Origin of the sequence: Youhaiella tibetensis, assembly GCF_008000755.1 — a bacterium.
GTDB classification, from domain to species: domain Bacteria; phylum Pseudomonadota; class Alphaproteobacteria; order Rhizobiales; family Devosiaceae; genus Paradevosia; species Paradevosia tibetensis.
Map to the genome: position 1 here is coordinate 2376444 of NZ_CP041690.1, position 23975 is coordinate 2400418.

The following is a 23975-nucleotide window of genomic DNA, read 5'->3' on the forward strand; positions in this document are numbered from 1 at the left end:
GTAAGCGGATGCTTACTCGGCGATGGCGCGCAGGTCCTGCCAGACGTCCTCGACCGTGGCGATGTAGCCGTCGGCCGACTTGATCTTGACCGGGAGCTTGAGGTCCTGGGCCGAGAGCTTGCCGGTAGCCGAGACCAGCGCGAACGAGGCGATCACGCGGCTGGAGGTGGCGCTGATCAGCGCCTCGCGGGCCTGCGTCACCTGCGACTGCGCATTGAGCACGTCCAGCGTGGTCGACTGGCCGACATCGCGCGACTGCACCGTGGCGTCGAGCGCCAGGCTCGCCGCATTGAGCGCCTGCTGAGCAGAGTCGATCTGCGCCACGGCGTTCTGGAGCGTCGCCCAGGAGGTGACGACCGCCTCGCGAACCTGGTCACGGGTGACCTGGGAGTCGAACTCGCTCTTCATCTGGCCGAGATTGGCCTTGCGGACCGAGGCGCCGAGCGCACCGCCCGAGTAGAGCGGAATGGTCAGCGACAGGCCGAGCGAACCGCTGATGGTGTTGGTGCCGTTGCTGTTGGAGAAGGTTTCGGCGGTGCCGATCTTGCCGATCAGCCCGAGCGTCGGGCCAAATGCGGCGCGCGCCTGGTCCGAGCCGGACTGCGCGGCGCGGATGGCCGCCTTCGCCGAGAGGATCGCCGGGTGATAGACCTCGGAGAGCGAGGTCGCCTCTTCCACCGACTTGGGCAGCATGCCCTTGAAGCTGAAATCCTGCGTCAGGTTGCGCGGCTTGTGGCCGACCCAGCGTTCATAGCTGGCCTGGCTGCTCTGCAGGTTCGCGATAGCCGCCTGGTAGGAAGCCACGCCAGTCGCCAGGCTCGTCTGGGCCTGCGACACGTCGAGCTTGGTGCCCTCGCCGATATCGAGACGGTCCTGGGACGATTTGACCTGCGCCTGCAGGAATTTGACGTTGTCCGAGCGCAGCTGGACGAGCTGGGAATCGCGGATCACGCCCATATAGGCCTGTACCACCGAGAGCAGCACGTTCTGCTCGGCATTGCGCAGCGCCTGCGCCGAAACCTCGGTCAGCGCCCGCGCCTGCTCCACCGCCGCATCGGTGCGGCCGTTGTCGAACAGGGTCTGGTTGTAGCTGAGCCCGAGCGAAGCCGTATCGGTCTGCGCAAAGCTCCCAGTCCGGTTGTCGAAGCTGTGCGTCAGGTCCAGTCCCATGCCCACGGTCGGCAGCTTGCCGGCCTTTGCCGACACGATACCTTCTGCGGTCGATTTGACCGCCAGCAGCGCCGAACTGATATTGGGGTTGTTGTTGTACGCAGCAGTAAGCGCCTCGCGCAACGACTCAGCCTGTACGCTCACAGGAGCCGCAGCCACGAAAAGCGCCAACGCGCTCACACACAAAGTCCGAAAATTCATTACCCACGCCTCCAGCCCGGGGACAGTATGCCCGGCACATGGGATTGCCAATCAGATTAGGCAATCCCTACAGAATATTAATGTCAAAAGTCCTAACCCCGTGTTGGTCGCGCAACACTGGCGGACCACGGGTCAGTTTCTCCCAAACGCCATCAAAAAGCCTAAAACACGAATTGTTCCGGGGCCTTAGCCACCGGAAGCGGCGGAATGCTGGTATTGAACTCGGCGCGCGATGCTATGTCTTTGCCCACCTTGACGAAAACATGGGCAGTCCCGGTAAGGCCTTCCTGCACCAGGGCGATCAGCCGACCGCCGTCCCGAAGCGCCAAAAACGCCGATTCGGGCACATTGCGCACCGCGCCTTCCAGGATCACCACATCGAAATGGCCCTGCCCCTTGATCGGGGCATCAAGGCCCGCCTCGACCACCGAGGCGTTCTCGATGCCGAGTGATTGCAGGTTGTCACGTGCCTTGACCGCCAGGTCGGCGTCAGGCTCGACGCCAACCACCTCGCGGGCGAGGCCCGCGAGGACGGCGGTCGAATATCCCGTACCAGCCCCGATATCCAGGACGCGCTCTGTCTCCTGGATGTCGGCAAGCTGCACGAGCTTGGCGAACGGCGCTGGAGCCGCAAGATACCTTGGCGCCGAAGCCTCGGTCAGTGGAATAGCCTCATCGATGTAGGCCAGCTCGCGCCGGCTCTCCGGCACGAACCGCTCCCGCGGCACGCTCAGCAGCACGGCCAGCAGCCGCCGCTCGGTCACGTTGCAGGTGCGCACCTGGTTGTCCACCATCACGGCTCGCGCGCGATCGAAATCCACCATCGGCCTCAACTCTCCGGTTCGGCAATCGTTAACCCGTGATTAGCCTTGCGCCGGTTGCCGTTCAAGAGGCCGGCGCACTACTTCCGGCGCAGCAGCCAGCTACGCACTTCGAAGGGCATGAGGTCGGCCGGCGCGTTACGCTCCTGCGGCTCCTCGAGTAGCGTGATCGTCTTGTCCCCGGTCCAGCCCTCGGGCAGCCCGAAGCCGAACTCGCCGCGCCCGCCGCGCGGTTCGTAGACGCGCAGCACCAGCCCTTCCCCATCCTCGGCCGGCTTGAGCCCCGAGATCGCCGCCGGGATCCCGCGCACCGCGATGGGCGTCACCACGCCGGCCGCCAGGCCCGAAGCCCGCTGCGCCAGCAGGGGCTGGTTGAGGTCTTCTGCCTCTTCGCGCACCCATCCGCTCGCCCAGTCCCCGGCATGGGGCATCAGCGAATAGATAAAGCTCTGCTCGCCCTCGTCGGCCATCGGGTCGGGATAGATCGGCGAGCGCATGAGGCTCAGCCCCAGCACGTTCCCGCGCACCGAATGCCCGTATTTGGCGTTGTTCAGCACGGCCAGGCCGAAGTCCGGCTCGCTCAGGTCCGCGAACCGGTGCGCCGGCACTTCGAACCGCGCCTGGTCCCAGGACGTATTGGTGTGGGTCGAGCGGCGCACCACGCCATAGGCGCATTCGAACGTGGCGAAGTCCGAGCGCACCGCCGCCGGCGTTACCGCCCGCAGGAAGGTCCGGCGGTCGTGCCAGTCGATTTCGGTCTCGATGTCCAGTCGCACGCCGTTGGCCGCCAGCGAATAGGTCTGGGTGACCCGTGAGTCCCTGAAGCGCTTGACGATGCGGATGGCCCCGCGATGCGGCCCGGCCTCCACTACGTCCACGCTCTCCACCTCGGTCAGTTCTTCGCCGACCTCGGCATAATCCTCGTCGACATCCCAGGCGTCCCAGTTGCGCGGCTTGTCATGGGTATAGACCCAGAGCTGGTTGCCACGATCGCTCAGCGCCTCGCGGCCGGTGTCCTTGTGCACCAGGCTCGTGATCGTGCCATCGGCGCCGATCGTCGCCCGCAGATGGGCGTTTTCCAGTTTATCGGTCTGAACGACCAGCCCGCCCGCGGGCGCAAGGCCTGCATGGTCGAGCACAGCCACCCCCAGCGGCGGGATCGTGCCTTCGCCGGTCACCAACGAGCCGTCCTCGAGCGTGAAGCGGATGGCGCGCTCGGAGAGCGAGGGATTGGCGACCACGATCGCATCGGCGACCGTCCCCTTTGCGAGTTGACCGGCAATACGCCCGAGCGCCGATTTCTGTTCTTCCTGCGCCTGGCCGATCACCTCTTCCAGTTCCGCCTTGGCCTCGGCATTGATCTCGGCAATGCCCGAACCCGGCAGGATGTCGTGGAATTCGTTCTTGAGCACCGGATGCCAGAGCGTTTCGAGGCTTTTGGGCTGCTCCCCACCCAGGAGCGCAGCAAGCGAGCCCAGCGTTTCCGCGGTGATCAGTGCCCGCTCGGCATGGCGATGCGCCCGCTTGACGTGGCTCTGGCTGGTCAGGGTCGCCCGATGCAGTTCGAGATAGATTTCGCCCGCCCACGTCGGCACGCCCACGGAATTGGCGGTCTTTTGCGCGCCCTCGAAGAACGCGGAAACCTTGCCCCAACGCGCCTGCGGGAGCGCCGGAAAATCCACCAGCTGTTCGGCCCGGCGGACCATTTCCGGGTTCACCCCACCGCCGCCATCGCCATATCCGACTGCCAGCAGCGTCTGGTCGTGCCGTGTCTTGCCGCGGAAATTCTGCCAGGTGTGCAGGTAAGTCGAGGGCCGCACGATCCCGTTATAGCCCTCCCACGGGTTCTCGAACGTGTGCGCGAGCACCCGGCTGCCGTCGAGTCCTTCCCACCAGAAAAGGTCGTAGGGGAATTTGTTGGTCTCGTTCCAGTTCACCTTGATGGTGAAGAAGTTCTCGATACCCCCCTGCCGCAGCAGTTGCGGCAGCGCACCCGAGAAGCCGAAGCAGTCCGGCAGCCAGCACACCGTGTGCCGCACCCCGAACGTGCGCTCGAAATAGCGTTGTCCGTAAAGGATCTGTCGCGCCAGGCTTTCCCCGGTCGGCATGTTCGTATCGGGCTCGACCCACATCCCGCCGATGGTTTCCCACTCGCCGGATTTGACCCTGGCCTTGATCGCCTCGAGCGCATCCGGATCGTCCCGCTCCAGTTGGTCGTAATAGGCCGCGGTCGACTGATTGAACCGGAAGTCCCCGCTGTCTTCCATCAGCGAGAGAGCCGTATGGAACGTCCGGCGCACCTTGCGACGGGTTTCGCCATAGGGCCAGAGCCAGGCCAGGTCGATATGGGCGTGCCCGGTCATCACGATCTCGCCCTGCGGCGGATAGCGCTTCTGGAGCGCCCGCAGCGTATCGACCAATTGCCCATGCGCAGCGCGGACGGAAGCACGATGTTCCTCGTCCAGTCCGGCCGGCGCCGTCTTGAGTTCGGGCAGTTCCCAGATCTTCTGCTGCTGCGGCAAAGGGGCGGTGCGCGCCACGTAGTCGGCCGAAGCCGACGGCCACACCAGGCTGCGCAGCGCCGTCTCCGCCGCTGTCAGGAGATGCGGCACCACCTCATGATCACCAAGCACTTCAATGGCTTCGGCCACCTGGGTGATCAACAGGCTGAAGGCGTCTAGGTCCACGTCCACCCAGATGAGCCGCGCTTCGTTCAGCACGGGGTGGCGCACCGGCTCGCCGAACGGCAGGCGCGGCACGCTCTGCGTCTCGATGGCGACCTCGCGCCCTTCGACCTTGAACTCGCGGTGATAGGGATCGAGCCCGTAGCGCACCGTACGCCCGCCCGCGAACGTCAGCGAAAGCAGGCTCTCCCCGCCCACGTCGAGCCTCAGTATGGTTTCTTCGAGCGGCCACACCGCCGGCACCTGGGCCGACGCCGTCAGCGCCACCGGACCGTTGCGATGCGGCCAGCCTTCCCCCAGGGCAAGCGGCTGCCCATCGAAAGTCCACTTCTCGATCGGCAGCGCCGCGCGCTCGCGCCACATCGGCAACTCGGCTAGGCGGGTCTTCAACCGGTCCAGACGCTGGGCGGAAGTGAGAGACATTTCGTAAGTCCTGGAAAGGGTTAGCTGTTGATGTAAATGGGGTTCGACAAGGCGCGACGGATCGGCTGCCCCTCGAAATCGATGAGGTCGGCATCCGAGATATGCACGCGGGCGCCCTGAGTCTCAGCAAAAATCCGGTCGTGGCTGGCCACGGCCACGATTTCGGCCCGCAAGAACATCGAGGGTATTCCCCGATAGCTTCCCACCCAATCCTCGCTCCCGATGATCTCTTCGGCCAATGTCCCCGTGGCATCGACCCAGACCAGCCGGTCGCCCGCCGCGTCACGCACTTCGGCCTTCGCCTCGATCGCGCCCGCCGGCACCGCGCCGCCCATAGGCGTCTCGCCGATGGTGATCGCCAGGTGCGGACCTGTCGGGCTTTCGGTCACGTAGCCCCTGCCCGCCTTCATGGCGGCCAGAATCGCGTCTTCCGAGAGCTCGGGCAACTCCAGCACGGTGGTGGGACGCCCCACCACGAACGGTCCTTCCGGCATCAGCCGGTCCGGCTGGTGGAAGTCGCTACCCCCGATGGCCGAAATGCGCAGCCCCGAGGCCAGCCGCTGCTGGTAGCGCGCCAGCGAGATCCAGTTATAGGCAAGCCAGGCGGTCTGCCACACTTCCTGCAGGTCGGCCTGTGGTAGTTCGTAGTCCCAGGGGATGGTCGGCTTGTCGTGGTTGATCGAAAGCAGCCCACCGCGCTTGTGCACGGCATCCGCCAGCACGTGCGCGTGCTCCGGCCGGGTCATGCGGAAATCGATCCAGTCGTCCACGCCGAAGACATTGGCGTGCCCGGTGGCCGTGGTCACCTCCATGCCCCGCACGAACACCAGGTCCGGCGAGGAATGCGGATGGAAATAGCGCCGCTGCGTAATGGTGTTGTGGTCGGCAACCGCCAGGAAGTCGAGCCCGGCCTGCTTTGCGGCCGCGTGAAGCAGTTCCGGCGCCCCGCGCGCGTCCGAATGATGAGTGTGGGTGTGCAGGTCGCCGCGATACCATCCGGCGCCCGGCCGGACGGGGTAGGTCCGCTCGGGCTGCCCCACCAGCGGGCGCGGCGCATCATCGAGCGCATAGGTGATCGTCACTTCCGCGCCGGCTTCGGGCACCTTGTAGAGCCCAAGGATCACCTGCCAGCGCCCCGGCTGGATTTCGCCATGGATATAGCCGGGCGTCGCGTCGTCCCGCGCCACGAAGAACGAGTCCCGCGCCCCGCCGGACCAGCCGCGAAAGCCTTCCTCGGCCGGGTAGTCGGTGATGCGCGGGTCGAGCACGCCAAGGTCAATCACGCAGTCGTCGGCCTTGGGGTAGCGCATCGACACGTCGATGCGGCTCGTTCCCTCCGGCACGTCGAACGGGATGTAGAAATAGGGATTGGCGGCCTGGTCGGCGCGGGTGATCTGGATCGTGCGGCTGTGCGACATGGTTCTGGCTCGGTGCGGCGAAAAATCCCTCCGGCCCCGCCGCGGCCGTCAGCGACGCCGCCGGCGCGGAGCCCGAGGGAATGGTCTCACTTTAACGGCTGCTCGTTGTCCAGCGGAATGCGCGCCCCGCCGGCATCGAACAGGTGGGCGTGCTGGGGCTGGAACGAGAAGGTCACGTTCTCGCCCACGGAAATCTCGTCATCCGTGAAGATGCGCGCCGTGACCCGGCCGCCATCGTTGCGTTCGAACGTCACCAGGCTCTCCGGCCCCATGTTCTCGTTGGCAAAGAGCTTGCCCGAGATCGTGTTGGTGTCCGAGATCGTGCCGATGGCCAGGTGCTCGGGCCGCACGCCCAGCGTCACCGTCTTGCTGGCCTCGAGCGCCTTGGCGATGCCGTTCGACATCGGCAGGTCGCGCACGATCAGTCCATGCGCCCGCAATTGCAGCGCCCCATTCTCGATCATGCCCTCGGCCGGCACCAGGTTCATGGGCGGGTTGCCCACGAAATTGGCCACGAACGTCGTCGCCGGGCGCCGGTAGATCTCGATCGGCGGCGCATATTGCACGATCTTGCCCTTGTCCATCACCGCGATCCGCGTCGCCAGCGCCATGGCCTCGGCCTGGTCGTGCGTCACATAGACCGCGGTCATGCCCATGTCGCGCTGCAGATGGTTGAGGAAACCGCGCGCCTCGAGGCGCAGCTTGGCGTCCAGGTTCGAGAGCGGCTCGTCGAACAGATACACCCGGCTCGGATAGACCAGCGCGCGCGCCAGCGACGTACGCTGTTGCTGCCCGCCCGAAATCTGCGCCGGCAACCGGTTCATCAGGTCGCCGATCTTGAGCACGTCCGCCACTTCCTTGGCCCGCGCATGGCGCTTGTCCACCGGCTCGCCGCGCACCTTGAGCGGATAGGCGATATTGTCGGCCAGGTTCATGTGCGGATAGAGCGCGTAGTCCTGGAAGACCATCGAGATCTGCCGATCCTTGGGGTGCAGGTTCGTAACGTCGTCCCCGCCGATCAGGATCTTGCCCGATGTGGGCGACTCCAGACCCGCGATCATGCGCAGGCTCGTGGTCTTGCCACACCCTGAGGGTCCGAGCAGGCACACGAACTCGCCATCGCCGATGGAAAGGTCGATCCCCTGCACCGCATTGAAGGTGCCGAAGCTCTTGGTGACTTTCTGGAATTCAACTGAGGCCATGAGACTTACGCTTTGATGCCGCCGAAGAACCGGAAGCCAAACCTCCAGCTCACGAACAGGTAAAGGACGATAACGGGGAGCGAGTAGATGAGCGAATACGCCGCCAGCAGGGTAACGATGGGCGTGCCCGCTTCCGAATAGAACGAGTAGATGGCCACCGAAGCCGGCATGACGCTGTCGCTGCGCAAGAGGATGAAGGGGATGAGAAAGCTCCCCCAGATGTTCACGAACGCCCAGACGACCACCACCACGATGCCCGGCCGGATCACCGGCAGCGCCACATCGAAGAAGGCCTGCACCGGCGAGGCCCCGGCCACCATGGCGCTTTCCTCGTAGGTGCGTGGAATGCCGTCGATGAAGTCGCGCAGGATGAACATCGCCGTCGGCAGCAGCCCGCCGCCGAACACCAGGATCACCGCGATATGGCTGTCGATCAGCCCCATCGAGGAGATGATGAGAAAGATCGGCACCATCGCCGCCGAACCCGACACCACCGAGGAAAAGAGCAGCAGGATATAGGTCACTGCCCCCTTGCCGGGGATCGACGAGCGCGAGAGCGCATAGGCCGCCAGCGTCGCCGCGAACCCTACCAGCACCACCCCGCCCAGCGCTTGGATGAGGCTGTTGAGCAGCGCCCGCATGGCAAAGCCGTTCTCGAACACCGTCATGAAGTTCTGGAACGTGAACGGGTCCGGGATCGCAAGCCCCAGCTCCGCCCTGGCGTTGAACGGGGCGAAGATGAACCAGATCAGCGGCAGCGCGAACACCACCCCGATCAGGCACGAGAGGACGGAATACCCGACCCGCGTAAAGAACTGGCCGGCGCTCATTGCTCGGCCTCCTTGTTACGCGAGCGGGCGATCCGCAGGTAGACCAGGGCAAAGGCGAGGTTGATCAGCATGATGATGACGCCAACCGCCGCGCCCTTGCCGAACTCGAAGTCCTTGAAGGCCACGCGGTAGGTATAGATGGAGAGCAGCTCGGTCCGGTAGGACGGCCCGCCATGGGTGAGAATGAAGGGCGTGAAGACGTTGAACGTCCACATGGTGATGAGGATCAGGTCCGTCACCACATGCCCGCGGATGAGCGGCAGCGCGATGTCGCGGAACTTCTGGAACGAAGTCGCCCCGGCCACGTCCGCCGCCTGGAAATAGCTGGGCGGGATCGACTGGAACGCCGAGTTGAACAGCATCATCGAGAAGGCCGCGCCGCGCCAGGTGTTGAAGAACACGATCACCCAGAACGGCTGCTGCAGCAGCAGGTCCGCTCCGGGCAGCCCGATAGAGCGCAGGATGCCGTTGAGCGTGCCGTTGTCATAGTCGAGGAACGCGAACCAGGCGAAGCCGATCACCACTTCCGGCAGGATCCACGCCGCGATCACGCAGGTCTCGGTGAAGGCCTTGAGCGGCTTGGGCACGGCCTGCATCAGCCAGGCCAGCAAGAGGCCCAGCAGCGCCTGCCCAACCAGCGCCGACAGGATCACGAACTGCGTCGTCAGGATCAGCGAGAAGCCGAACTGGCCGCGCGTGAAGAATGTCTCGGGATTGAAGAGCGCCAGGTAGTTCTGCAACCCCACGAAATCGGGATTGACCGCAGTGCGCCCGAGCAGCGTGCGGTTGGTGAACGAGACGAAGATCACCCAGAAGAACGGGATGATGACGAACAGCGCCACCAGGATCGCCCCGGGCGCCAGGAACAAGGCACCGGCGCGGTTGGATAACAGCGAGAATTTCTTCATTTATCGCCCAATAATCGGCCTCGGCCCGATGCCTCACGCTCCTCACCTGCCCTTCGTGGGCACCCTCTCGGTCGAGGTTCGGCGGGACACGACTGTGCAGCAGGCTCCAGAACCTTCGCCCCGTCGAGGAGAAGGTGGCGCGTAGCGCCGGATGAGGGGAAGGCTGCAGACGCAGCCTCCCCGGGGAGCAACCCTTGCTTACTTGGAGACCGTGTTGGCCTCGCCCACGATCGCGATGACCGCGGCCTTGTACTGGGCCATCGCCTCTTCCGGCGACAGCTCGCCCGAAACCACGCTCTCGGTCATGCGCTGGATTTCAGCGGAAACCTTGTTGTAGTTCGGATCGTTCGGGCGCGCGGTGGTCAGCGGCAGCAGGCTCTTCTGGGTTTCCTGCAGATAGACGTTGTTCGGGGTCGGCACGTCGTCGCGGATGCGGCGGGCTTCACGCAGCTTTTGGAAGGCGTTGAGCTGGTCGGCGCTGTTCATGTAGGCCAGCAGTTCCCAGGCTTCCGCCGGATGGGCCGTATTCGGGTTGATCACGAAGCCCGTGCCGCCCGAAACCGTCACGAAATCCTGCCCGCGCAGGCCCTTGCCCGGCTCTTCGGCCGGCATGGACGCCCAGCCGACCTTGGCGTCGCGGTCGTCCACGGCGAATTCTGCGCCCGGCGCCATCACCGAGTTGTAGAACCAGTCGCCTTCGACCAGCATTGCGGTCTTGCCGTCACGGAAATTGGTGAAGGTGCGGTTGCGGCCGTCCGCCAGGAGCTGGGCGCGCTGGTCGCCGAGCTGCTCGTCCACATAGATGGTCTTGTAGAGCTTGAGCGTGTCGAGGATGCCCGGGCTCGAGACGATGTACTTGCCGTCCGCGTCCGTCACGCTTTCGCCGGTGCCGAGCAGCGCCATCCAGTAGCCCTGCATCGTGGTGGCTTCACCCATGTTCACGCCCGCGTTGAGCTGGAGCGGGAAGCTGTCGGGATTGGCCTTCTTGAGTGCACGGGCCGCGTCGAGCAGTTCCGCCCACGACTTGGGCTGGAAAGTCGCCGGATCGATGCCGGCCGCCTGGAGCAGGTCCTTGCGCAGGAAGATGGCGCGCACGTCGGTGCCCAGGGCCAGGCCGTAATCCTTGCCCTTGTAGCTCATCAGGTCGCGCGAACCCTGGGCTATATGGTTCCAGCCTTCCCAGTTCTTGACCGCGTCCCCGCCGAGATCCTCGAGCGGCTTGAGCAGGTTGCCCTCAACGAAGCTGGGAATGAGGAAGCCGTCGAAACCCGAGATGTCGGCGCCGGCGCCGGTCGAGAAGTCGAGGGCGAGCTGCTGGGTCAGTTGCTCGTCCTGGCCGCCGAATTCCTTGAGCTGGACACTGATGTCCTTGCCCTCGGCCTTGGCCTTTTCGGCGAAACCCGGGATCACGTCCTGCTTGATCCACTTGGCGGTTTCGCTGTTCACGCCGCCTTCCACGCAGCGGCAGGTGATCGTCAGGTCCACGGCCAGCGCGGGCGTGACCAAAGCGGTCGCCGCAGCCAGGCCGATGAAATACGAACGCAGGCGATTGCTCATCGAAGTTTCCTCCCATTCGATGGTCCGGACTTAGCCGGCAGACGGATTGAGTGCGCTGGGTTGAACCGCAGGTCACGATCGAAGAATGAACACGTTTTCATTTTCCGTCAATGAGGAGATTAATGAATTTCCAATGACGTCGCGCCATCCTACCGAAACGCCCCGTTTCGGGGACAAAACCATGCAAGGCGCTTGACGTCGGACGGACGAAACGCCAGAACGCAATGTAAGCGCTTTCATTTTGGTGCGAGGCCATGAGCGAGATAGCAGGCAAGACCAGGAGCAGGGCGACAGCCGACGACGTAGCGCGCGTTGCCGAGGTCTCGCGCGTTGCCGTTTCGCGCGCATTCAATCCGCACGCCTCGATCAAACCCGAAAAGCGCGACAGAATTCTGAAGGTCGCCCAGGAACTCAACTACACGCCCGACGTCGCAGCGCGCTCGCTGGTCACGCGCCGCTCGCACCTGGTCGGCGTCATCGTGCCCGACGTCTGCTCGCCCTGGGAAAGCCAGGAAATCGACCAGCTCACCACCGCCCTCCAGGCGGAAGGCTTTGCCACCCTGCTCTTCAAGACGCGCACCGACCGTTCCATGGATAGCCAGCTCCTCACCTACATGAAGGGCTACAATCCGGATTCGGTCATCGCCTTCACAGAAAACGTCGGGCCCGAGATCCTCGGGCAGATCCTCGATCGCGCCGTGCCGATCTACGTCACCTACCCCCATGAGGAGACGTCCGCGGAGAATCCGCAGGGTCAGCGCTTCGATCGCCTCGATGTGGTCCAGCGCGACGGCATCGATCAGGCCATCGCCCTCATGCAGGGTTTTGGTGCCCGGCGTTTCGCCTACCTGGCCGGCGATCCGCATGCCTCTGCCAGCCTCGAGCGGGAATATGTCCTGCGTCAGGTCATGGCCGCGCGCGGGCTGGGCGAGCCGCTCATCGTGCCCGGCGATTTCACCTACGACACAGCTTACCGAGCCACCATCAACCTCTTCCGCGTCGGGGACGGCGCCGACGCCATTTTCGCGGCCAACGACGTCAGCGCCTTCGGCGCGCTCGACGCCCTGCGTCACGATCTCGGCCTCAACGTGCCCAAGGACGTCAAGGTCGTCGGCTTCGACGACATCGCCCAGAGCCACTGGAAGAGCTACGACCTCACCACCGTCAAGATCGACCTGGACGAACGCGTGCGCGCCCTCGTCCGGCTGATCCTGCGCCGCCTCAAGAACCCGGACGCGCCCGCGCTCACCGAAACCATCCGCACCAAGCTCGTCGTGCGCGGCACGGTGGGCTGACCGCCCTTTCGAAAGATCTGCTTGCCATGGCCGAACCGGTCATTCACGTCGTCTTCAAGACCCATCTCGACATCGGCTTCACCGATCACGCCGAAAAGGTGCGCCGCCAGTATCACGAGCGTTTCATTCCGCAAGCGATCGACACCGGCGAGCATTTCTTCGCGGAAAATCCCAACGAGCCGCGGTTTATCTGGACCACTGGTGCCTGGCTCATCTGGGACCACCTCAATACCCGTGGGCCCGCCGAGGTCGCGCGCCTCGAGCGCGCCATCGGACGAGGGCTCATCGCCTGGCACGCCCTGCCCTTCACCACCCACAGCGAGCTCATGTCCCCCGCCGTGTTTCGCGCCGGCCTGAGCTACGCCACCGAACTCGACAGGCGCTTCGGCCGCAAGACCATTGCCGCCAAGATGACCGACGTTCCCGGCCATACGCGGGGCATCGTGCCGCTCATGGCAGAGGCCGGCATCCGTTTCCTGCACCTTGGCGTCAATACCGCCTCCCCGCCCCCCGACGTTCCCGACGTCTTCCGCTGGCGCGCCCCGTCCGGCGAGGAAATCGTGGTCATGTACCAGAAGTCCTACGGCGCCACTCACTTCCCGCAGGGGTTCGACGAAGGCCTCAGCTTCGCCCACACCAGCGACAATATCGGCCCCCAGAGCGTACCCCAGACCAGCGAGGCGCTCCGCGAGATCGCCGCCCATAATCCCGGCGCGCGCCTGCGTGCCGCCACGCTGGACGACTATGGCGCCCTCCTCTGGGATCGCCGCGCCGAATTCCCGGTCGTCGATATCGAACTGGGCGACAGCTGGATCCACGGCAGCGCCAGCGATCCGGTCAAGACCGCCCGCTACCGCGCCCTCCAGCGCGTCTACGATGGCTTCGAAGCCGAAGGGCTGAACCCCCAGCGTCTCGCTTTCGGCCGTGGCCTCACCATGGTCGCCGAACACACCTGCGGCGTCGATATCAAGAGCTACCTGCGCGACGACCGCGCCTGGGACCGCCCGGATTTCGAAGCCGCTCGCGCCGGCGACTACCGCTTCGCCTACACCGAAGCCTCCTGGGCGGAGCAGCGGGCCTATCTCGATGAGGCCCTGGCCCAGCTCGCCCCCGCCGACCGCGCCACTGCCGACGCGGCCCTTGCCGAGCTCGCCGTCCCCGCTTCCCCCGTGCTGGCGCCAACCGCCCGGCAAACCCTTACGGTCGACGGCTGGACCGTCGACCTGACGCCCCAGGGCGATGTCGCCGCGCTCGTGGCCCCCGACGGCAAGCGCCTCGAAGGCGCCGACGGCAGCCTCCTCGGCTACAGATACGAGAGCTACGACGCCGCCGACGTGGCCCGGCACATGGATACCTACCTCACCCACCGCGCCGAGTGGGCGATCCTCGACCACGACAAGCCCGGGCTCGCCAAGGCCGCCACGGCGCGCTCCGCCGTCTGGCGCCCGGTGCTCGAAGCCGCCTCCGGATCGACCCTGCGCCTCTCGCTGGATGAAACCGCCCACGCCGAACTCGGCGCCCCCGCCAGCGTCGAAATGAGCTTCCGGGTCATCGACGCAAGGCAGATCGAACTCACCCTCGTCCTGCGCGAAAAGCCCGCCAACCGCATGCCCGAGGCCGCCTTCCTCTCCTTCACCCCCGCGGCCGACGGGCCTTGGGAATTCGAAAAGACCGGTCTCTGGCAGCGCGCCGACAACGTGGCCGGCCATGGCGGCGGCCAGCTCCAGGCCATCTTCGCGGCCCGCACCGGCGGCGTCACGATCACGCCGCTCGATACCCCCCTCGCCGCTCCCGCGGCCTCGCCGTTCATGCCGTTTGATCCCAATCCCCCCGATTTCTCGGGCGGCATCCGGTTCAACCTGCACAACAACAAATGGGGCACCAATTTCCCCATGTGGTGGGAAGGCGACTTCAAGGCCCGCTTCGTGATTACGCTTCCCTGACGGACGCTACGCCAAGTCTTGGCAGCGGCCTCCCGCAGCGGTATCGATAGCGCTCGACTATCGCGAGGAGCGCTCCCATGAGCAACGTCGTCAAGCTTTCGGACCGCAAGAAGGCTCAGGAGCAGAAGGCCAAGCAGGCCGCCGCCGAACAGCGTGCCCGCCAATCGGGCATGCCCTCCTCCACTCGCGCCAAGATTCCGCTGCTGATTCTGTCGGTCGCCATCGTCCTGCTCGGCATCTTCTGGGAACCCGTCCTCGCCTTCCTCACCAACCTCTTGGGTCGCGGCTAACCATCGCTGCAAAAATCCACAGGGTTTCAAACAAGACCTTGCGTAAGCGCCGACCGTCACTTAGAAACCGGCGCGTGAGGCCACGTGGCGGAGTGGTGACGCAGCGGATTGCAAATCCGTGAACCCCGGTTCAATTCCGGGCGTGGCCTCCATAACTCTCCCGACATTGCAGACCGTTTTTGCACAGGCGCACCGCCGCTTGCCTCCGCTCGTGCATTGTGCGATTGGTCCCCTGCTTCGGTTCCGCCAATTGTGCGCGGATTAAAAGGGAACACGGTGCGGATTACCCATCAGGGGCCAATGCCGTGGCTGCCCTCGCAACTGTAAGCGGCAAGCTTTTCGCTCCCAAGCCACTGGACGCCAGCGTCCGGGAAGGCCGCGAATAGCGCCAGAGCCGCGAGCCAGGAGACCTGCCAGAGCGCAAGACCATGTCGCCGGGCGAGGTGTCCCGGCAGGGGGCGCAATTGGAACCTGACGCACATATCGTGCCATCGGCGATGAATTGGCCTTCCCCGCAAGGGAGAGGCCCATATGCCGTTACCTGAAACGACGACGCCACCGGCGCCGATTCGATCCTGCCGCACTTCCCGCCGGGAGGTCCGGCCATGAGGCTCGATATCGCCGGCTTCACCCGTGGCACCAGAAACCTCGACCATCGCGCCGTGCTCGCCTTTTGCGCGCGCATGGACGCCCTGGGCTTCGATGGCATCTGGTTCAACGAGTTCCACTTCCAGTCCCCGCCCGATCCTTATCCCTCTACGCTCCTGCTCGCCGCCGCCATCCTGGCGCGGACCGAACGCATGCGCGTGGGCACCTCGATCGTCGTCCTGCCCCTCTATCACCCGCTCCTCCTTGCCGAGCAGGTCGCCCAGCTCCATTGGCAGAGCGGCGGACGCTTCGATTTCGGCATCGGCCGCGGTACCCATCCCTCCACGCTTGCGGCTCTCGGCATCGACCCCGCCAGCACGCGCGACCGGTTCGAAGCCGCCTACCGCCTGATGCGCTCGGCCTGGTCAGGCCCCACGCTCGTGCCTTCCGATGCGCCCTGGCCGGCCTCGAGTGAACCGGTGGGGCCGCTGCTTGCGCCCGGCGAACGCATCCCTGTCTACGTCGCCGGCTCGACACCCGAGACCGTCGGCTTCGCCGTCGCCGAAAACCTGCCACTGCTCCTCAGCCTCGAACCCTCCGAGCAGCGCCAGTTCGATGTCTATGACAGCCTCACCGGCAACCGCTCCGGGCGCTATCCCGCCGATTACTCGATCTCCCGATACGTCTCGATCGCTCCCACCCGCGCGCAGGCCATTGCCGCTGTCGACGCCCTCCTCCCGCGCCTTTACGAGCGCCGGCGCCGCTACGCCATCGCCCAGAACCGTCCGCTCGACACCATCACACCCATCGACCGCGACGCCTTCCTCGCCAACCAGATGATCGCCGGCAGCCCCGGCGACTGCTTCGACCAGCTCGCCGCCCTGCGCTCGCGCACCGGCATCGAGAGCATCCGGCTCATCTTCAACTGCAACGGCGAAATCCCCGAGGACGAGGCCGACGCCATGGCCACGCTTTTCGGTCGCGAACTCGTCACGCCCCTTCACGCCCTTTCCAGCCCAATCGAGGTAAACCCATGACCTTTGCCACCCTGATCAGGCGCTCCGGCCTCCTTGCCGGCGCAGCAGCCATCGCCGCCCTGGCGCTGGCCACCCCCGGCCTCGCCCAGTCTTTCCCCGTTACCGACGACAATTGCGGGGTGACCACCACCTACGAAGCCGCACCCACCCGCGCCGTAACCCTCTCCAACAACGCCACCGAACTCATGCTCGCCCTCGGGCTGGAAGGCAGCATGGCGGGCACCTCCTACATGGCCAATCTCAGGATCAGCCCGGCCTATGCCGAGGCCTATGCCAAGGTGCCGGTGATTTCCCCGCTCGTGGCCACCACTGAAGAGCTCATCGCCGCCGAGGCCGACTTCGTCTACGCCGGCTATCCTGATGGCTTCAGCGAATCCCGCCACACCCGTGACCAGCTCCACGACCTGGGCATGAAGACGCGCCTCAACGTGGAAGGCTGCAACCTCGGCGCCTTCGGCTTCCCCCAGCTCTTCGAGGAAATCCGCTCGGTCGCCGCGATCTTCGGCATTGCCGATCGCGGCGAGCAGCTGGTCGCCGATCTTTCCGCACGCCTCGACGCGGTCAAAGACAAGCTCGCCGCCGCGCCGTCCATCCCGGTCTTCATCTACAACGGCGGCGATTCCGCCCCCAATGCCGCCCTCGGCAACACCATGCTGTCCCAGGCCGTCGCCGCTGCCGGCGGTAGGAACATCTTCGATGATGTCGCCAACCGCTTCGGCCAGGTAAGCTGGGAGCAGGTGGCCGAACGCGCGCCCGAATATATCGTGGTCTTCTACTCCGGCACCGCCAGCGGCCAGGTCGTCGCCGATCCGGACAAGGAACTCGGCCAGGCCCGCATTGAAACGCTCAAGTCGATTCCCGCCATCGCCGACGTCCCGGCCATCGCCAACAACCGGTTCATCCTCATCAACTCGGTCCAGGGCCAGCCCGGCCCGAGCACCGTCGATGCGGTGGAAGCCATGGCCAGGGCCTTCCATCCCCAAGCCTTCGGGCAGTAAGTCGCACGATGAACGAATCCCGGCCCATTTCCGCGCGCATTGACCAGCAGCGGCTGCTCGCCGTTCTCAGGTCGAGCGAAAGCGCGACGCCTGCCGCTTCCCCGGCGCCGATTGCCGGATCGCGGGTCGCCGGCCTGCCCTATGGCCTCGCCATGGCGCTCCTGGCCGGGATTCTGTTCCTCCTCGGCCTTGCCGGGCTCATGCTCGGCTCGGTCCACGTCCCTGCGCCCGTTGCGGTCGGTGTTCTCGTCAACTGGCTGTTCGGCGGCGAGGTCATCCCCGCCACCTGGCGCGCCGTCTATGACACCATCATCATCGAGACACGCATCCCGCGGGTGATCCTGGCCGGCATCGTCGGCGCCACGCTCGGTGCCAGCGGCATGACCATCCAGGCCATCGTGCGCAATCCGCTCGCGGGCCCGAGCATCCTGGGCGTCTCCAACGGCGCCGCGACCGGCGCGGTCGTCGTCATGCGCTGGGGCCTCATGGGCCTGGGCGCCTTCACGCTCTATGCCTCCGCCTTCGCCGGCGCCCTCGTCACGCTCGCCATCGTCTTCTGGGTCGCCCGTGCCGGCGGCCGGATGACGCCCACCCGTCTCGTGCTCGCCGGCATCGCCATGAGCTCGGTGCTCAGCGCCCTGACGAGCCTTCTCGTCCTCACCTCGCCCGATCCCCAGCTCGCCGCCCGCGTTCTCTTCTGGACCCTGGGCGGGTTCGGCTCGGCCCAGTGGAAGCTCCTGCCCCTGCCCACCATCGCCCTGGTCATCGGGCTGGGCTTGATGCTCGTGCAGGCGCGGCGCCTCAATCTCCTCATGGCTGGCGACGAGAGCGCCACTGCCCTCGGGCTCGATGTCCACCGCTTCCGCCAGGCCATGTTCGTGCTCACCGCCGCCCTCATCGGCGTCGTCGTCGCCGTTTCAGGCGTCATTGGCTTCGTCGGCCTTATCGTGCCGCACATCGTGCGTTTCCTCGTGGGTGCCGATCACCGCCGCGCCCTGCCTGCCGTCGCCCTCATGGGCGCCAGCTTCACCATCGGGGCCGATCTCGCCGCGCGAACCGTCATCGCGCCCATCGAGCTGCCGGTCGGCATCATCACCGCTCTGGTCGGCGGCCCCTTCTTCATCTGGTTGTTGCGGCGCGACGCCCGCGACAATGGAGGCGCGCCATGAGCATTGCGCCCGGGCACCTGGCCCTCCAGGACGTGAGCTTCACCATTGGCGGGCGCTCCCTCGTCCGCAACGTTTCCCTGACGGTCGCCCCCGGCGAGATGATTGGCGTCATCGGTCCGAACGGCGCCGGCAAGTCATCGCTCCTGCGCACCATCTACCGCACCAACCGGCCGAGCGCTGGCCGCGTCACGGTCAATGGCGAGGATGTCTGGCAGCGCCCGGCCACCTGGGTGGCGCGCCACGTCGGGGCCGTCCTTCAAGACATGCCCGCCGATTTTCCGCTGACCGTGCGCGATGTCGTCGCCATGGGCCGTTCGGCGCACAAGCGCCTGCTCGAGGCCGATAGCGCCCATGACCACGCCCTCATCGAGGCAGCCATCGAGCTCCTGCAACTGCGCCCCCTCGAAACGCGGGCCTTCCGCACCCTCTCGGGCGGCGAGCGCCAGCGCACCCTCGTTGCGCGCGCCCTCGTCCAGCAGCCGGCTGTCCTCGTCCTCGATGAGCCGACCAACCACCTCGATATCCACCACCAGCTTCAGTTGCTGCGCTTCGTGCGCAGTTTGGGCATCACCGTGGTCGCAGCCCTGCACGACCTCAACCTCGCCGCCATGTTCTGCGATCGCATCGCCATACTGCATAAGGGCGAAATGGTCGCTACCGGTACGCCCGAGGCTGTCCTCACCGAGGCGAACCTGGCGAGCATCTTCCGCATCGAGGCCACGCTGGCGCGCAATCCGCGAACCAATACCATCTGGGTCATGCCCGCCTGAGGGTCGCGCCGCGCCACCCACCGAGCCCCCCTGCATCCGATTTATCCTCCGTCGCGAAACCATAAGCGCCGCGACACGTTCGGAATCACAGGAGGATTTGACTCATGGCACAGCAATCCACGACCGAACCGCGCAAGGCTCCCAAGCGCCAGGGTCCCAAGACCAGGGCCCAGGCCCACCGCATCGTCACCGGCGCCGAGAACACCGCCGGAGCAGACGTCCCGCTTCCGGGCGAAACTCTCAAGCACGCCAATTTGCGCTACCCGAAGCCCGGGCCCGGCGACGCCTACAATATTTCGACCGGCGACCGCTCCATCAAGCGGGGCGCGAACCAGGAAACCGAGCACCACAAGCAGCGTGCCGACGAAAGCTAGCGCCAGGGAGCCCGACATGAATAAGCGCATCACACCCAAGGCATCGCCCACCGGTGCCGTATGGACGCGGCAGACCGGCCCGCACACCGCGCCGGCCGATCGCGACGTAGCCGATCCTCATCCCTCCGACGAGGAACCCCAGACCGACGCCCCACGCCCCGGCGGCGAGCACCCTCCGCGTCGTGATCTCGGCCCCAATGACGCCATCAACGATGGCACCGCGCCCCCGCGCCCGCACAACGCCGGCAGCGGCCCGCGTTGATGCCGGGAGGCAGGGATGTCTCACTCCGCCGACCATCATCGGGCGGGCTCATGGCAAAGGGCCGTCTGGAACGGGTTGCGATGCCGCTGCCCCAATTGTGGTGAGGGCAGGCTCTTTGCCCGCTATCTTGAGCCTGTGGAGCACTGTCCCGTTTGCGGAGAGGAATATGCCGACCGCTATCAGGTGGGGCTGCTTCTGCCGTTCCTCGTCATCACCGTGGTCGGGCACCTGATGATCTTCGCTGTGCTGGAAATGGGGCACTTTCGCGTTGCGCCCCTGCTCTTGCTCGCCATCGTCATCCCGATCGTGCTGGTCCTCACGCTCTTGCTGCTTCCGCCCGTCAAGGGAGCCCTGACCGGCATCCTCTGGTACGCCAATCTCACCGACGAACCGAAATAGGATCGCAATAACGGGCGGCGGCACCGCAGCGCCGCCGCCCATTCCAACTCAGCTATCGGCGGCGATCAGCTTGCGCAGCTTGGCGACGGCGGTCGCCGCATCTTCGCGATAGGCGATCGTCCCCGTGAAGTTCCCCTGCCGGTCGAGCAGGAATACCGATGCCGTATGGTCCATCGTGTAGGACCCGTCCTCGGTCGCGATTCTCTTGGCGAACACGCCCCAGGCCTTGATGGCCTTGTCGATCTCGCTGCGCGACCCCGTCACCGCGGTGACGTGCCCCGTCCAGGCTACATAGGCCCCGACCACTTCGGGTGTATCCCGCTCGGGATCCACCGAGACGAAATAGGCCTTGAGATCGCGGGCCTCTTCGCCCAGCGTCTCGAACCAGGCGGTCATTTCGGCGAGCGTGGTCGGGCACACATCGGGGCAATGCGTGAATCCGAAGAACAGGGCCGACGGATGTCCGTTGAAACTATCGCGGTTGAACGCCTCGCCCGCCGCCGTCTGCAGCTGATAGTCCCCATCGCCGAGCGAGGCGAGCGCGGGGCTTCGTGTGCCCAGCGCATAGAGCCCGGTGGCGACGGCCGCCACCACGACCACCGCCACCCACAGCACGATGCGGGCCGTCCTGAGATGAGCGGCCATCAGATGAGCCCCTCGTCGACCATCATCTCACCCGCAAAGGAATCATAGAGCGCCACCTCTTCGGCCGGCAAAGTCGCCTCCGCCGCGGCGAGCCCAGCCGCAAGCGCCTGCGCCGCCGCTTCGGGAACGCCGATCGTCACGAGCGCCGCCGCATCCTTGAGCGACGCCCCGGCGCAGAGATGGATGCCCCAGCCCTTTTCGGTCTTGCGCAGCAGCGCCCGTCCGCCGGCACCGGCCTGGGCCCAGTCGCTGACCGCATATTCGCCCGAAACCACGATCGGCCCCATCTCGAGCGGCTTTTCAGGCGTATCGAACATCGCCATCTGCATCGCCGCGATCGCTTCTTCGTCAGTGAGGTGGGAAGCATCGACCGGTGCCATCGCCCCGTGGTGGGCCATGCCGTGTGCCTCGGGCTCCGCCGCGCTGCTGGCCAGCACCGGCAGCGTCACGGTCACCGACCCGGCCTTCTCGAAGGCGAGCGTCACCTCCACCGCCTGCCCTTCGACCAGCGGACCTTTGAGCTTCATGAACATCAGGTGCAGGCCGCCCGGCTCGAGCGTTACCGTCGCACCGGCCGGAACCGGGATGCCGTCCTTGAGCTGGCGCATCTTCATCACGTCGCCCTCCATGGTCATCTCATGGAGCTGCACCTCGCCCGCGACCGGCGAAGCTGCGGCGACGAGCCGGTCATCGTCCGATCCGCCATTGGTGATCGTGAGATAGCCACCGCCCACCGGCTGGTTGGGCAGCGTCGCCCGGGCAAACGCCCCGGCAATAGTGAGTTCTCCCACCCGCTCCTCGGCGGCGGGCGGGGCGTGGTGCATGCCTTCGGCCAGTGCCGGCGCGGCAAACATGAGGGCTGCCGCAAGGGCAGCGACGGAAATACGCAGGTTCATTTCATCAGTCCTGAATAAAGGGGAAAGGGAACCGGAAAGCGGCGTGCCCTCCGGCGTTCAGGACTGGGCTGGCGGCGCCCGCGTTTGCCGCGGGTTCCCCGCAAGGCCTCCCCCTGCATGCATTCCCACGCCCGGCGCCGGATGCCCCGTGCATCCGGCCTCGATCGGCGCCTCGACCCCGATCGACGCCGGCAGGATTGCCGCCAATTGCTGCTTGGCAACGCCGGCCGCCGGGCACTTGACCGCCGTCGGAACCTCGTGGCTGCCGGCCGGAGCCGATTGCTGGCAGATGCTCCACGTCCCCACCGTCTCGTAGCCGAGCGCCGACAGGTCGCGTTGCAGCGCCGCCGCCTGATGCAGCGGCAACAGCAGCACGAGAATATAGACCGCGATCACCGCGAGCGCCGTTCCGGCCTCCCGGGCGATCAGTCTCCTGCGCTGGCCGGCAGCCTGCCTCATGGCACCTCCACCGGCGACTGCAGGCGCACCAGCGAGAACCGTGACACGCGAATGTCGAGGTCGAGCTGCCAGATCCCTGCGACCGGAATGTTGAGCCCTTCGAGGCGCCACACCCCGTCGCTTTGCTTCGCCTCGCGCTTGATCGGCTCGATCCCCTTGTCCGGCGCCGCCACCGACACCGTCACCGACATCGCCTCCAGCGGCGCGCCGCTCATGTCGGTAAGATCGATCGCCATCGATACCGGCCCGGTCCCGCCCGGCGTCATCGTGACCATGGCCATGGCCGTATCGTCCATCAGGTGCACGAACAGCGGTTCACTGGCCGCCGCCGCACTGGCCTCGACCAGCGCCAGCGCCCGAGGCGGCGGCGTGAAGCGCCAGCCCGCCACCAGCCCCAGTATCGCCAGCACGATTGCGATCTCGACGCCGATCGAACGCCGCAGATGCCTCGTCGCCCTGGCCTCCCCGGCCAATGCCGGCCGCGTCAGGAAAAACCGGTTCCACAGCGCCAGCGCGAAAAGCACCACCAGCAGCACAAGCTTGCCCGCCAGGATAAACCCATAGCCCGTGGCCCATTGCGGACCGGGCGGCCCCATCTGGATGAGGGCGAGCACAGCCCCCGACACCACGATCGCCGCCACCGCATAGGGGATGAACGCGGAAAACCGCGCCAGCGCCAGCCGTCCGGCCTCGCCGCGATCCCTAAGGTGCAGCGCCAGCGGCAGGAGCGCCCCCACCCAGAAAAGAATACCCCCGATATGCAGAAATACCGCCGGCCGGGTCAGCCATTGCGGCTCGGCCGTCCCCGCGTGGCCGCTGATCACCAGCGACAACGCCCCGAGCACCCAGGCCGGCCAGCCGAGCGCCGCCACGGACGGCACGGCCAGCGCCAGCCCCGCCAGCACGAAGGCGCCTAGCGCCGCCCCCACGGTAAGCCCGTAGCTCGTCGCCAGCCCCGCCCGCCATGCCGCCGCACTCGCGACCTGCCCCAGCGTGCCGCCGATGGCGTCGGTTCCATGCAGCCCCAGGCTCGCCACCGCCGCGACCGCGCCCAGAGCCGCTAGCCCGCCCATCGACCGGCCCACTCTGGCGGGCAAGGGCGCAGCCAACCCGAAAGCGGCCGCCCCGACGCCACCGAACAGCGCCACGAACAGCAGCACCTTGCTGCCCCAGAGCGCCGCCGCCACGGTTGGATCACCCGCCGTCGCCACCGCCGCGCCGTTCCCGCTCACGACACCGACCGAAAATACCAGCGAGCTGCCGATCGGGTGGGAATCGAGCGAAGCCGCGCGCCAGCTCAGCACATAGGTGCCCTGCCCCAGTTCCTGCGGCATCCGGACCGACAGCACTGCGCCGCTCGTCGTTGCCGACAGCAGGTCCTGTCGCCCGCCCTGCGGGTCGATCAGCGTCACCGCCAGCGCCGTCACCGGCTCGTTGAAAGTCAGTTCCACCGCCCCCGGAGCGGTGTCGACCACCGCATCGGCAGCGGGATCGGACGAAAGCAGTTGCGCATGCGCCCACGCCGGCCCGCTCGTAGCGAGCAGGGCCAGGATGAAGGCGACGAGCAACCAGATCCGGTTCGAAGTGCCGGCGCGACGCATATTGTCCTCCGATGAGAGCGGGACGCGGCCAGCTG

General features: G+C 66.2%; 22 protein-coding genes, 1 tRNA gene and 1 riboswitch. Of the genes, 11 read left to right on the forward strand and 12 right to left on the reverse strand.

Annotated features, from left to right (window positions below):
- Positions 1 to 12: 12 nt before the first annotated feature.
- From FNA67_RS11505 to FNA67_RS11540, 8 genes are all read right to left on the reverse strand, one after another.
- A complete protein-coding gene (locus FNA67_RS11505; protein ID WP_147656116.1) occupies positions 13 to 1371 on the reverse strand; it encodes a TolC family outer membrane protein in 1359 nt (452 codons plus the stop codon).
- Between the two features lie 161 nt (positions 1372 to 1532).
- The gene (locus FNA67_RS11510; RefSeq protein WP_147656117.1) at positions 1533 to 2195 is read right to left on the reverse strand and encodes a protein-L-isoaspartate O-methyltransferase family protein; all 663 of its coding nucleotides are present in this window, start codon (positions 2193 to 2195) and stop codon (positions 1533 to 1535) included.
- A 77-nt stretch (positions 2196 to 2272) separates the two neighbouring features.
- Positions 2273 to 5299: an alpha-mannosidase gene (locus tag FNA67_RS11515; protein ID WP_147656118.1), complete on the reverse strand. Its 3027-nt coding sequence runs from the start codon at positions 5297 to 5299 to the stop codon at positions 2273 to 2275.
- 20 nt (positions 5300 to 5319) lie between these two features.
- Positions 5320 to 6717 (reverse strand): CehA/McbA family metallohydrolase, encoded by a 1398-nt coding sequence (locus tag FNA67_RS11520; protein ID WP_147656119.1) that lies wholly within the window; start codon positions 6715 to 6717, stop codon positions 5320 to 5322.
- An 86-nt stretch (positions 6718 to 6803) separates the two neighbouring features.
- Complete coding sequence (locus FNA67_RS11525) at positions 6804 to 7919, reverse strand: ABC transporter ATP-binding protein (protein WP_147656120.1); 1116 nt, start codon at positions 7917 to 7919, stop codon at positions 6804 to 6806.
- A 5-nt stretch (positions 7920 to 7924) separates the two neighbouring features.
- Positions 7925 to 8749 carry a carbohydrate ABC transporter permease gene (locus FNA67_RS11530; RefSeq protein ID WP_049705247.1) on the reverse strand — a complete coding sequence of 275 codons (825 nt, stop codon included), beginning with the start codon at positions 8747 to 8749 and terminating at the stop codon, positions 7925 to 7927.
- Complete coding sequence (locus tag FNA67_RS11535) at positions 8746 to 9657, reverse strand: carbohydrate ABC transporter permease (protein WP_049705248.1); 912 nt, start codon at positions 9655 to 9657, stop codon at positions 8746 to 8748. The genes FNA67_RS11530 and FNA67_RS11535 overlap by 4 nt, the downstream gene beginning before the upstream one ends.
- Positions 9658 to 9855: 198 nt before the next feature.
- On the reverse strand, positions 9856 to 11214 hold the full coding sequence (locus tag FNA67_RS11540) for an extracellular solute-binding protein (RefSeq protein WP_049705249.1): 1359 nt from the start codon (positions 11212 to 11214) through the stop codon (positions 9856 to 9858).
- A gap of 254 nt (positions 11215 to 11468) precedes the next feature.
- Between FNA67_RS11540 and FNA67_RS11545 the strand changes: the two genes are divergently transcribed.
- The 11 genes from FNA67_RS11545 to FNA67_RS11595 all read left to right on the forward strand — a co-directional run bounded on the left by FNA67_RS11545 (position 11469) and on the right by FNA67_RS11595 (position 20339).
- Entirely contained in the window at positions 11469 to 12509 is a 1041-nt protein-coding gene (locus FNA67_RS11545) for a LacI family DNA-binding transcriptional regulator (RefSeq protein ID WP_049705250.1), read from the forward strand.
- 26 nt (positions 12510 to 12535) lie between these two features.
- Positions 12536 to 14452, forward strand: coding sequence for a DUF5054 domain-containing protein (locus FNA67_RS11550; RefSeq protein WP_147656121.1), 1917 nt, complete (start codon positions 12536 to 12538; stop codon positions 14450 to 14452).
- Between the two features lie 77 nt (positions 14453 to 14529).
- Entirely contained in the window at positions 14530 to 14742 is a 213-nt protein-coding gene (locus FNA67_RS11555) for a hypothetical protein (protein WP_147656122.1), read from the forward strand.
- A gap of 78 nt (positions 14743 to 14820) precedes the next feature.
- Positions 14821 to 14894: transfer RNA gene (locus tag FNA67_RS11560), tRNA-Cys, on the forward strand.
- A 69-nt stretch (positions 14895 to 14963) separates the two neighbouring features.
- Positions 14964 to 15174: riboswitch (cobalamin riboswitch) on the forward strand.
- A gap of 173 nt (positions 15175 to 15347) precedes the next feature.
- Complete coding sequence (locus tag FNA67_RS11565) at positions 15348 to 16367, forward strand: LLM class flavin-dependent oxidoreductase (RefSeq protein ID WP_147656123.1); 1020 nt, start codon at positions 15348 to 15350, stop codon at positions 16365 to 16367.
- Positions 16364 to 17365, forward strand: coding sequence for an ABC transporter substrate-binding protein (locus tag FNA67_RS11570; RefSeq protein WP_049705255.1), 1002 nt, complete (start codon positions 16364 to 16366; stop codon positions 17363 to 17365). Before FNA67_RS11565 ends, FNA67_RS11570 begins: the two co-directional genes overlap by 4 nt.
- Positions 17366 to 17373: 8 nt before the next feature.
- On the forward strand, positions 17374 to 18534 hold the full coding sequence (locus FNA67_RS11575) for a FecCD family ABC transporter permease (protein ID WP_147656124.1): 1161 nt from the start codon (positions 17374 to 17376) through the stop codon (positions 18532 to 18534).
- Positions 18531 to 19304, forward strand: coding sequence for an ABC transporter ATP-binding protein (locus FNA67_RS11580; RefSeq protein WP_147656125.1), 774 nt, complete (start codon positions 18531 to 18533; stop codon positions 19302 to 19304). Before FNA67_RS11575 ends, FNA67_RS11580 begins: the two co-directional genes overlap by 4 nt.
- Positions 19305 to 19408: 104 nt before the next feature.
- On the forward strand, positions 19409 to 19678 hold the full coding sequence (locus FNA67_RS11585) for a hypothetical protein (RefSeq protein ID WP_049705258.1): 270 nt from the start codon (positions 19409 to 19411) through the stop codon (positions 19676 to 19678).
- A gap of 16 nt (positions 19679 to 19694) precedes the next feature.
- Positions 19695 to 19940, forward strand: a complete 246-nt coding sequence (locus tag FNA67_RS11590; RefSeq protein WP_147656126.1) for a hypothetical protein — start codon at positions 19695 to 19697, stop codon at positions 19938 to 19940.
- 15 nt (positions 19941 to 19955) lie between these two features.
- Positions 19956 to 20339, forward strand: coding sequence for a DUF983 domain-containing protein (locus FNA67_RS11595; RefSeq protein ID WP_082202105.1), 384 nt, complete (start codon positions 19956 to 19958; stop codon positions 20337 to 20339).
- Positions 20340 to 20387: 48 nt separating this feature from the next.
- Here FNA67_RS11595 and FNA67_RS11600 read toward each other — a convergent pair whose 3' ends face one another.
- The 4 genes from FNA67_RS11600 to FNA67_RS11615 are packed head-to-tail and all read right to left on the reverse strand — an operon-like array spanning position 20388 to position 23940.
- Positions 20388 to 20984, reverse strand: a complete 597-nt coding sequence (locus FNA67_RS11600; RefSeq protein ID WP_211198789.1) for an SCO family protein — start codon at positions 20982 to 20984, stop codon at positions 20388 to 20390.
- A complete protein-coding gene (locus tag FNA67_RS11605) occupies positions 20984 to 21880 on the reverse strand; it encodes a copper uptake system-associated protein (protein ID WP_147656128.1) in 897 nt (298 codons plus the stop codon). The genes FNA67_RS11600 and FNA67_RS11605 overlap by 1 nt, the downstream gene beginning before the upstream one ends.
- 57 nt (positions 21881 to 21937) lie before the next feature.
- On the reverse strand, positions 21938 to 22339 hold the full coding sequence (locus FNA67_RS11610) for a hypothetical protein (protein ID WP_147656129.1): 402 nt from the start codon (positions 22337 to 22339) through the stop codon (positions 21938 to 21940).
- Entirely contained in the window at positions 22336 to 23940 is a 1605-nt protein-coding gene (locus FNA67_RS11615) for a copper resistance CopC/CopD family protein (RefSeq protein WP_147656130.1), read from the reverse strand. The genes FNA67_RS11610 and FNA67_RS11615 overlap by 4 nt, the downstream gene beginning before the upstream one ends.
- Positions 23941 to 23975 lie beyond the last annotated feature (35 nt).

Excerpts from the sequence above, each read along its gene's own strand:
- FNA67_RS11610 (WP_147656129.1), bottom strand. The coding sequence starts at position 22,339 with ATGAGGCAGGCTGCCGGCCAGCGCAGGAGACTGATCGCCCGGGAGGCC.
- FNA67_RS11555 (WP_147656122.1), top strand. The coding sequence starts at position 14,530 with ATGAGCAACGTCGTCAAGCTTTCGGACCGCAAGAAGGCTCAGGAGCAG.
- FNA67_RS11535 (WP_049705248.1), bottom strand. The coding sequence starts at position 9,657 with ATGAAGAAATTCTCGCTGTTATCCAACCGCGCCGGTGCCTTGTTCCTG.
- FNA67_RS11565 (WP_147656123.1), top strand. The coding sequence starts at position 15,348 with ATGAGGCTCGATATCGCCGGCTTCACCCGTGGCACCAGAAACCTCGAC.
- FNA67_RS11590 (WP_147656126.1), top strand. The coding sequence starts at position 19,695 with ATGAATAAGCGCATCACACCCAAGGCATCGCCCACCGGTGCCGTATGG.
- FNA67_RS11530 (WP_049705247.1), bottom strand. The coding sequence starts at position 8,749 with ATGAGCGCCGGCCAGTTCTTTACGCGGGTCGGGTATTCCGTCCTCTCG.
- FNA67_RS11615 (WP_147656130.1), bottom strand. The coding sequence starts at position 23,940 with ATGCGTCGCGCCGGCACTTCGAACCGGATCTGGTTGCTCGTCGCCTTC.
- FNA67_RS11510 (WP_147656117.1), bottom strand. The coding sequence starts at position 2,195 with ATGGTGGATTTCGATCGCGCGCGAGCCGTGATGGTGGACAACCAGGTG.
- FNA67_RS11605 (WP_147656128.1), bottom strand. The coding sequence starts at position 21,880 with ATGAACCTGCGTATTTCCGTCGCTGCCCTTGCGGCAGCCCTCATGTTT.
- FNA67_RS11525 (WP_147656120.1), bottom strand. The coding sequence starts at position 7,919 with ATGGCCTCAGTTGAATTCCAGAAAGTCACCAAGAGCTTCGGCACCTTC.
- FNA67_RS11540 (WP_049705249.1), bottom strand. The coding sequence starts at position 11,214 with ATGAGCAATCGCCTGCGTTCGTATTTCATCGGCCTGGCTGCGGCGACC.
- FNA67_RS11550 (WP_147656121.1), top strand. The coding sequence starts at position 12,536 with ATGGCCGAACCGGTCATTCACGTCGTCTTCAAGACCCATCTCGACATC.
- FNA67_RS11600 (WP_211198789.1), bottom strand. The coding sequence starts at position 20,984 with ATGGCCGCTCATCTCAGGACGGCCCGCATCGTGCTGTGGGTGGCGGTG.
- FNA67_RS11595 (WP_082202105.1), top strand. The coding sequence starts at position 19,956 with ATGTCTCACTCCGCCGACCATCATCGGGCGGGCTCATGGCAAAGGGCC.
- FNA67_RS11515 (WP_147656118.1), bottom strand. The coding sequence starts at position 5,299 with ATGTCTCTCACTTCCGCCCAGCGTCTGGACCGGTTGAAGACCCGCCTA.
- FNA67_RS11585 (WP_049705258.1), top strand. The coding sequence starts at position 19,409 with ATGGCACAGCAATCCACGACCGAACCGCGCAAGGCTCCCAAGCGCCAG.
- FNA67_RS11575 (WP_147656124.1), top strand. The coding sequence starts at position 17,374 with ATGAACGAATCCCGGCCCATTTCCGCGCGCATTGACCAGCAGCGGCTG.
- FNA67_RS11545 (WP_049705250.1), top strand. The coding sequence starts at position 11,469 with ATGAGCGAGATAGCAGGCAAGACCAGGAGCAGGGCGACAGCCGACGAC.
- FNA67_RS11580 (WP_147656125.1), top strand. The coding sequence starts at position 18,531 with ATGAGCATTGCGCCCGGGCACCTGGCCCTCCAGGACGTGAGCTTCACC.
- FNA67_RS11520 (WP_147656119.1), bottom strand. The coding sequence starts at position 6,717 with ATGTCGCACAGCCGCACGATCCAGATCACCCGCGCCGACCAGGCCGCC.
- FNA67_RS11570 (WP_049705255.1), top strand. The coding sequence starts at position 16,364 with ATGACCTTTGCCACCCTGATCAGGCGCTCCGGCCTCCTTGCCGGCGCA.
- FNA67_RS11505 (WP_147656116.1), bottom strand. The coding sequence starts at position 1,371 with ATGAATTTTCGGACTTTGTGTGTGAGCGCGTTGGCGCTTTTCGTGGCT.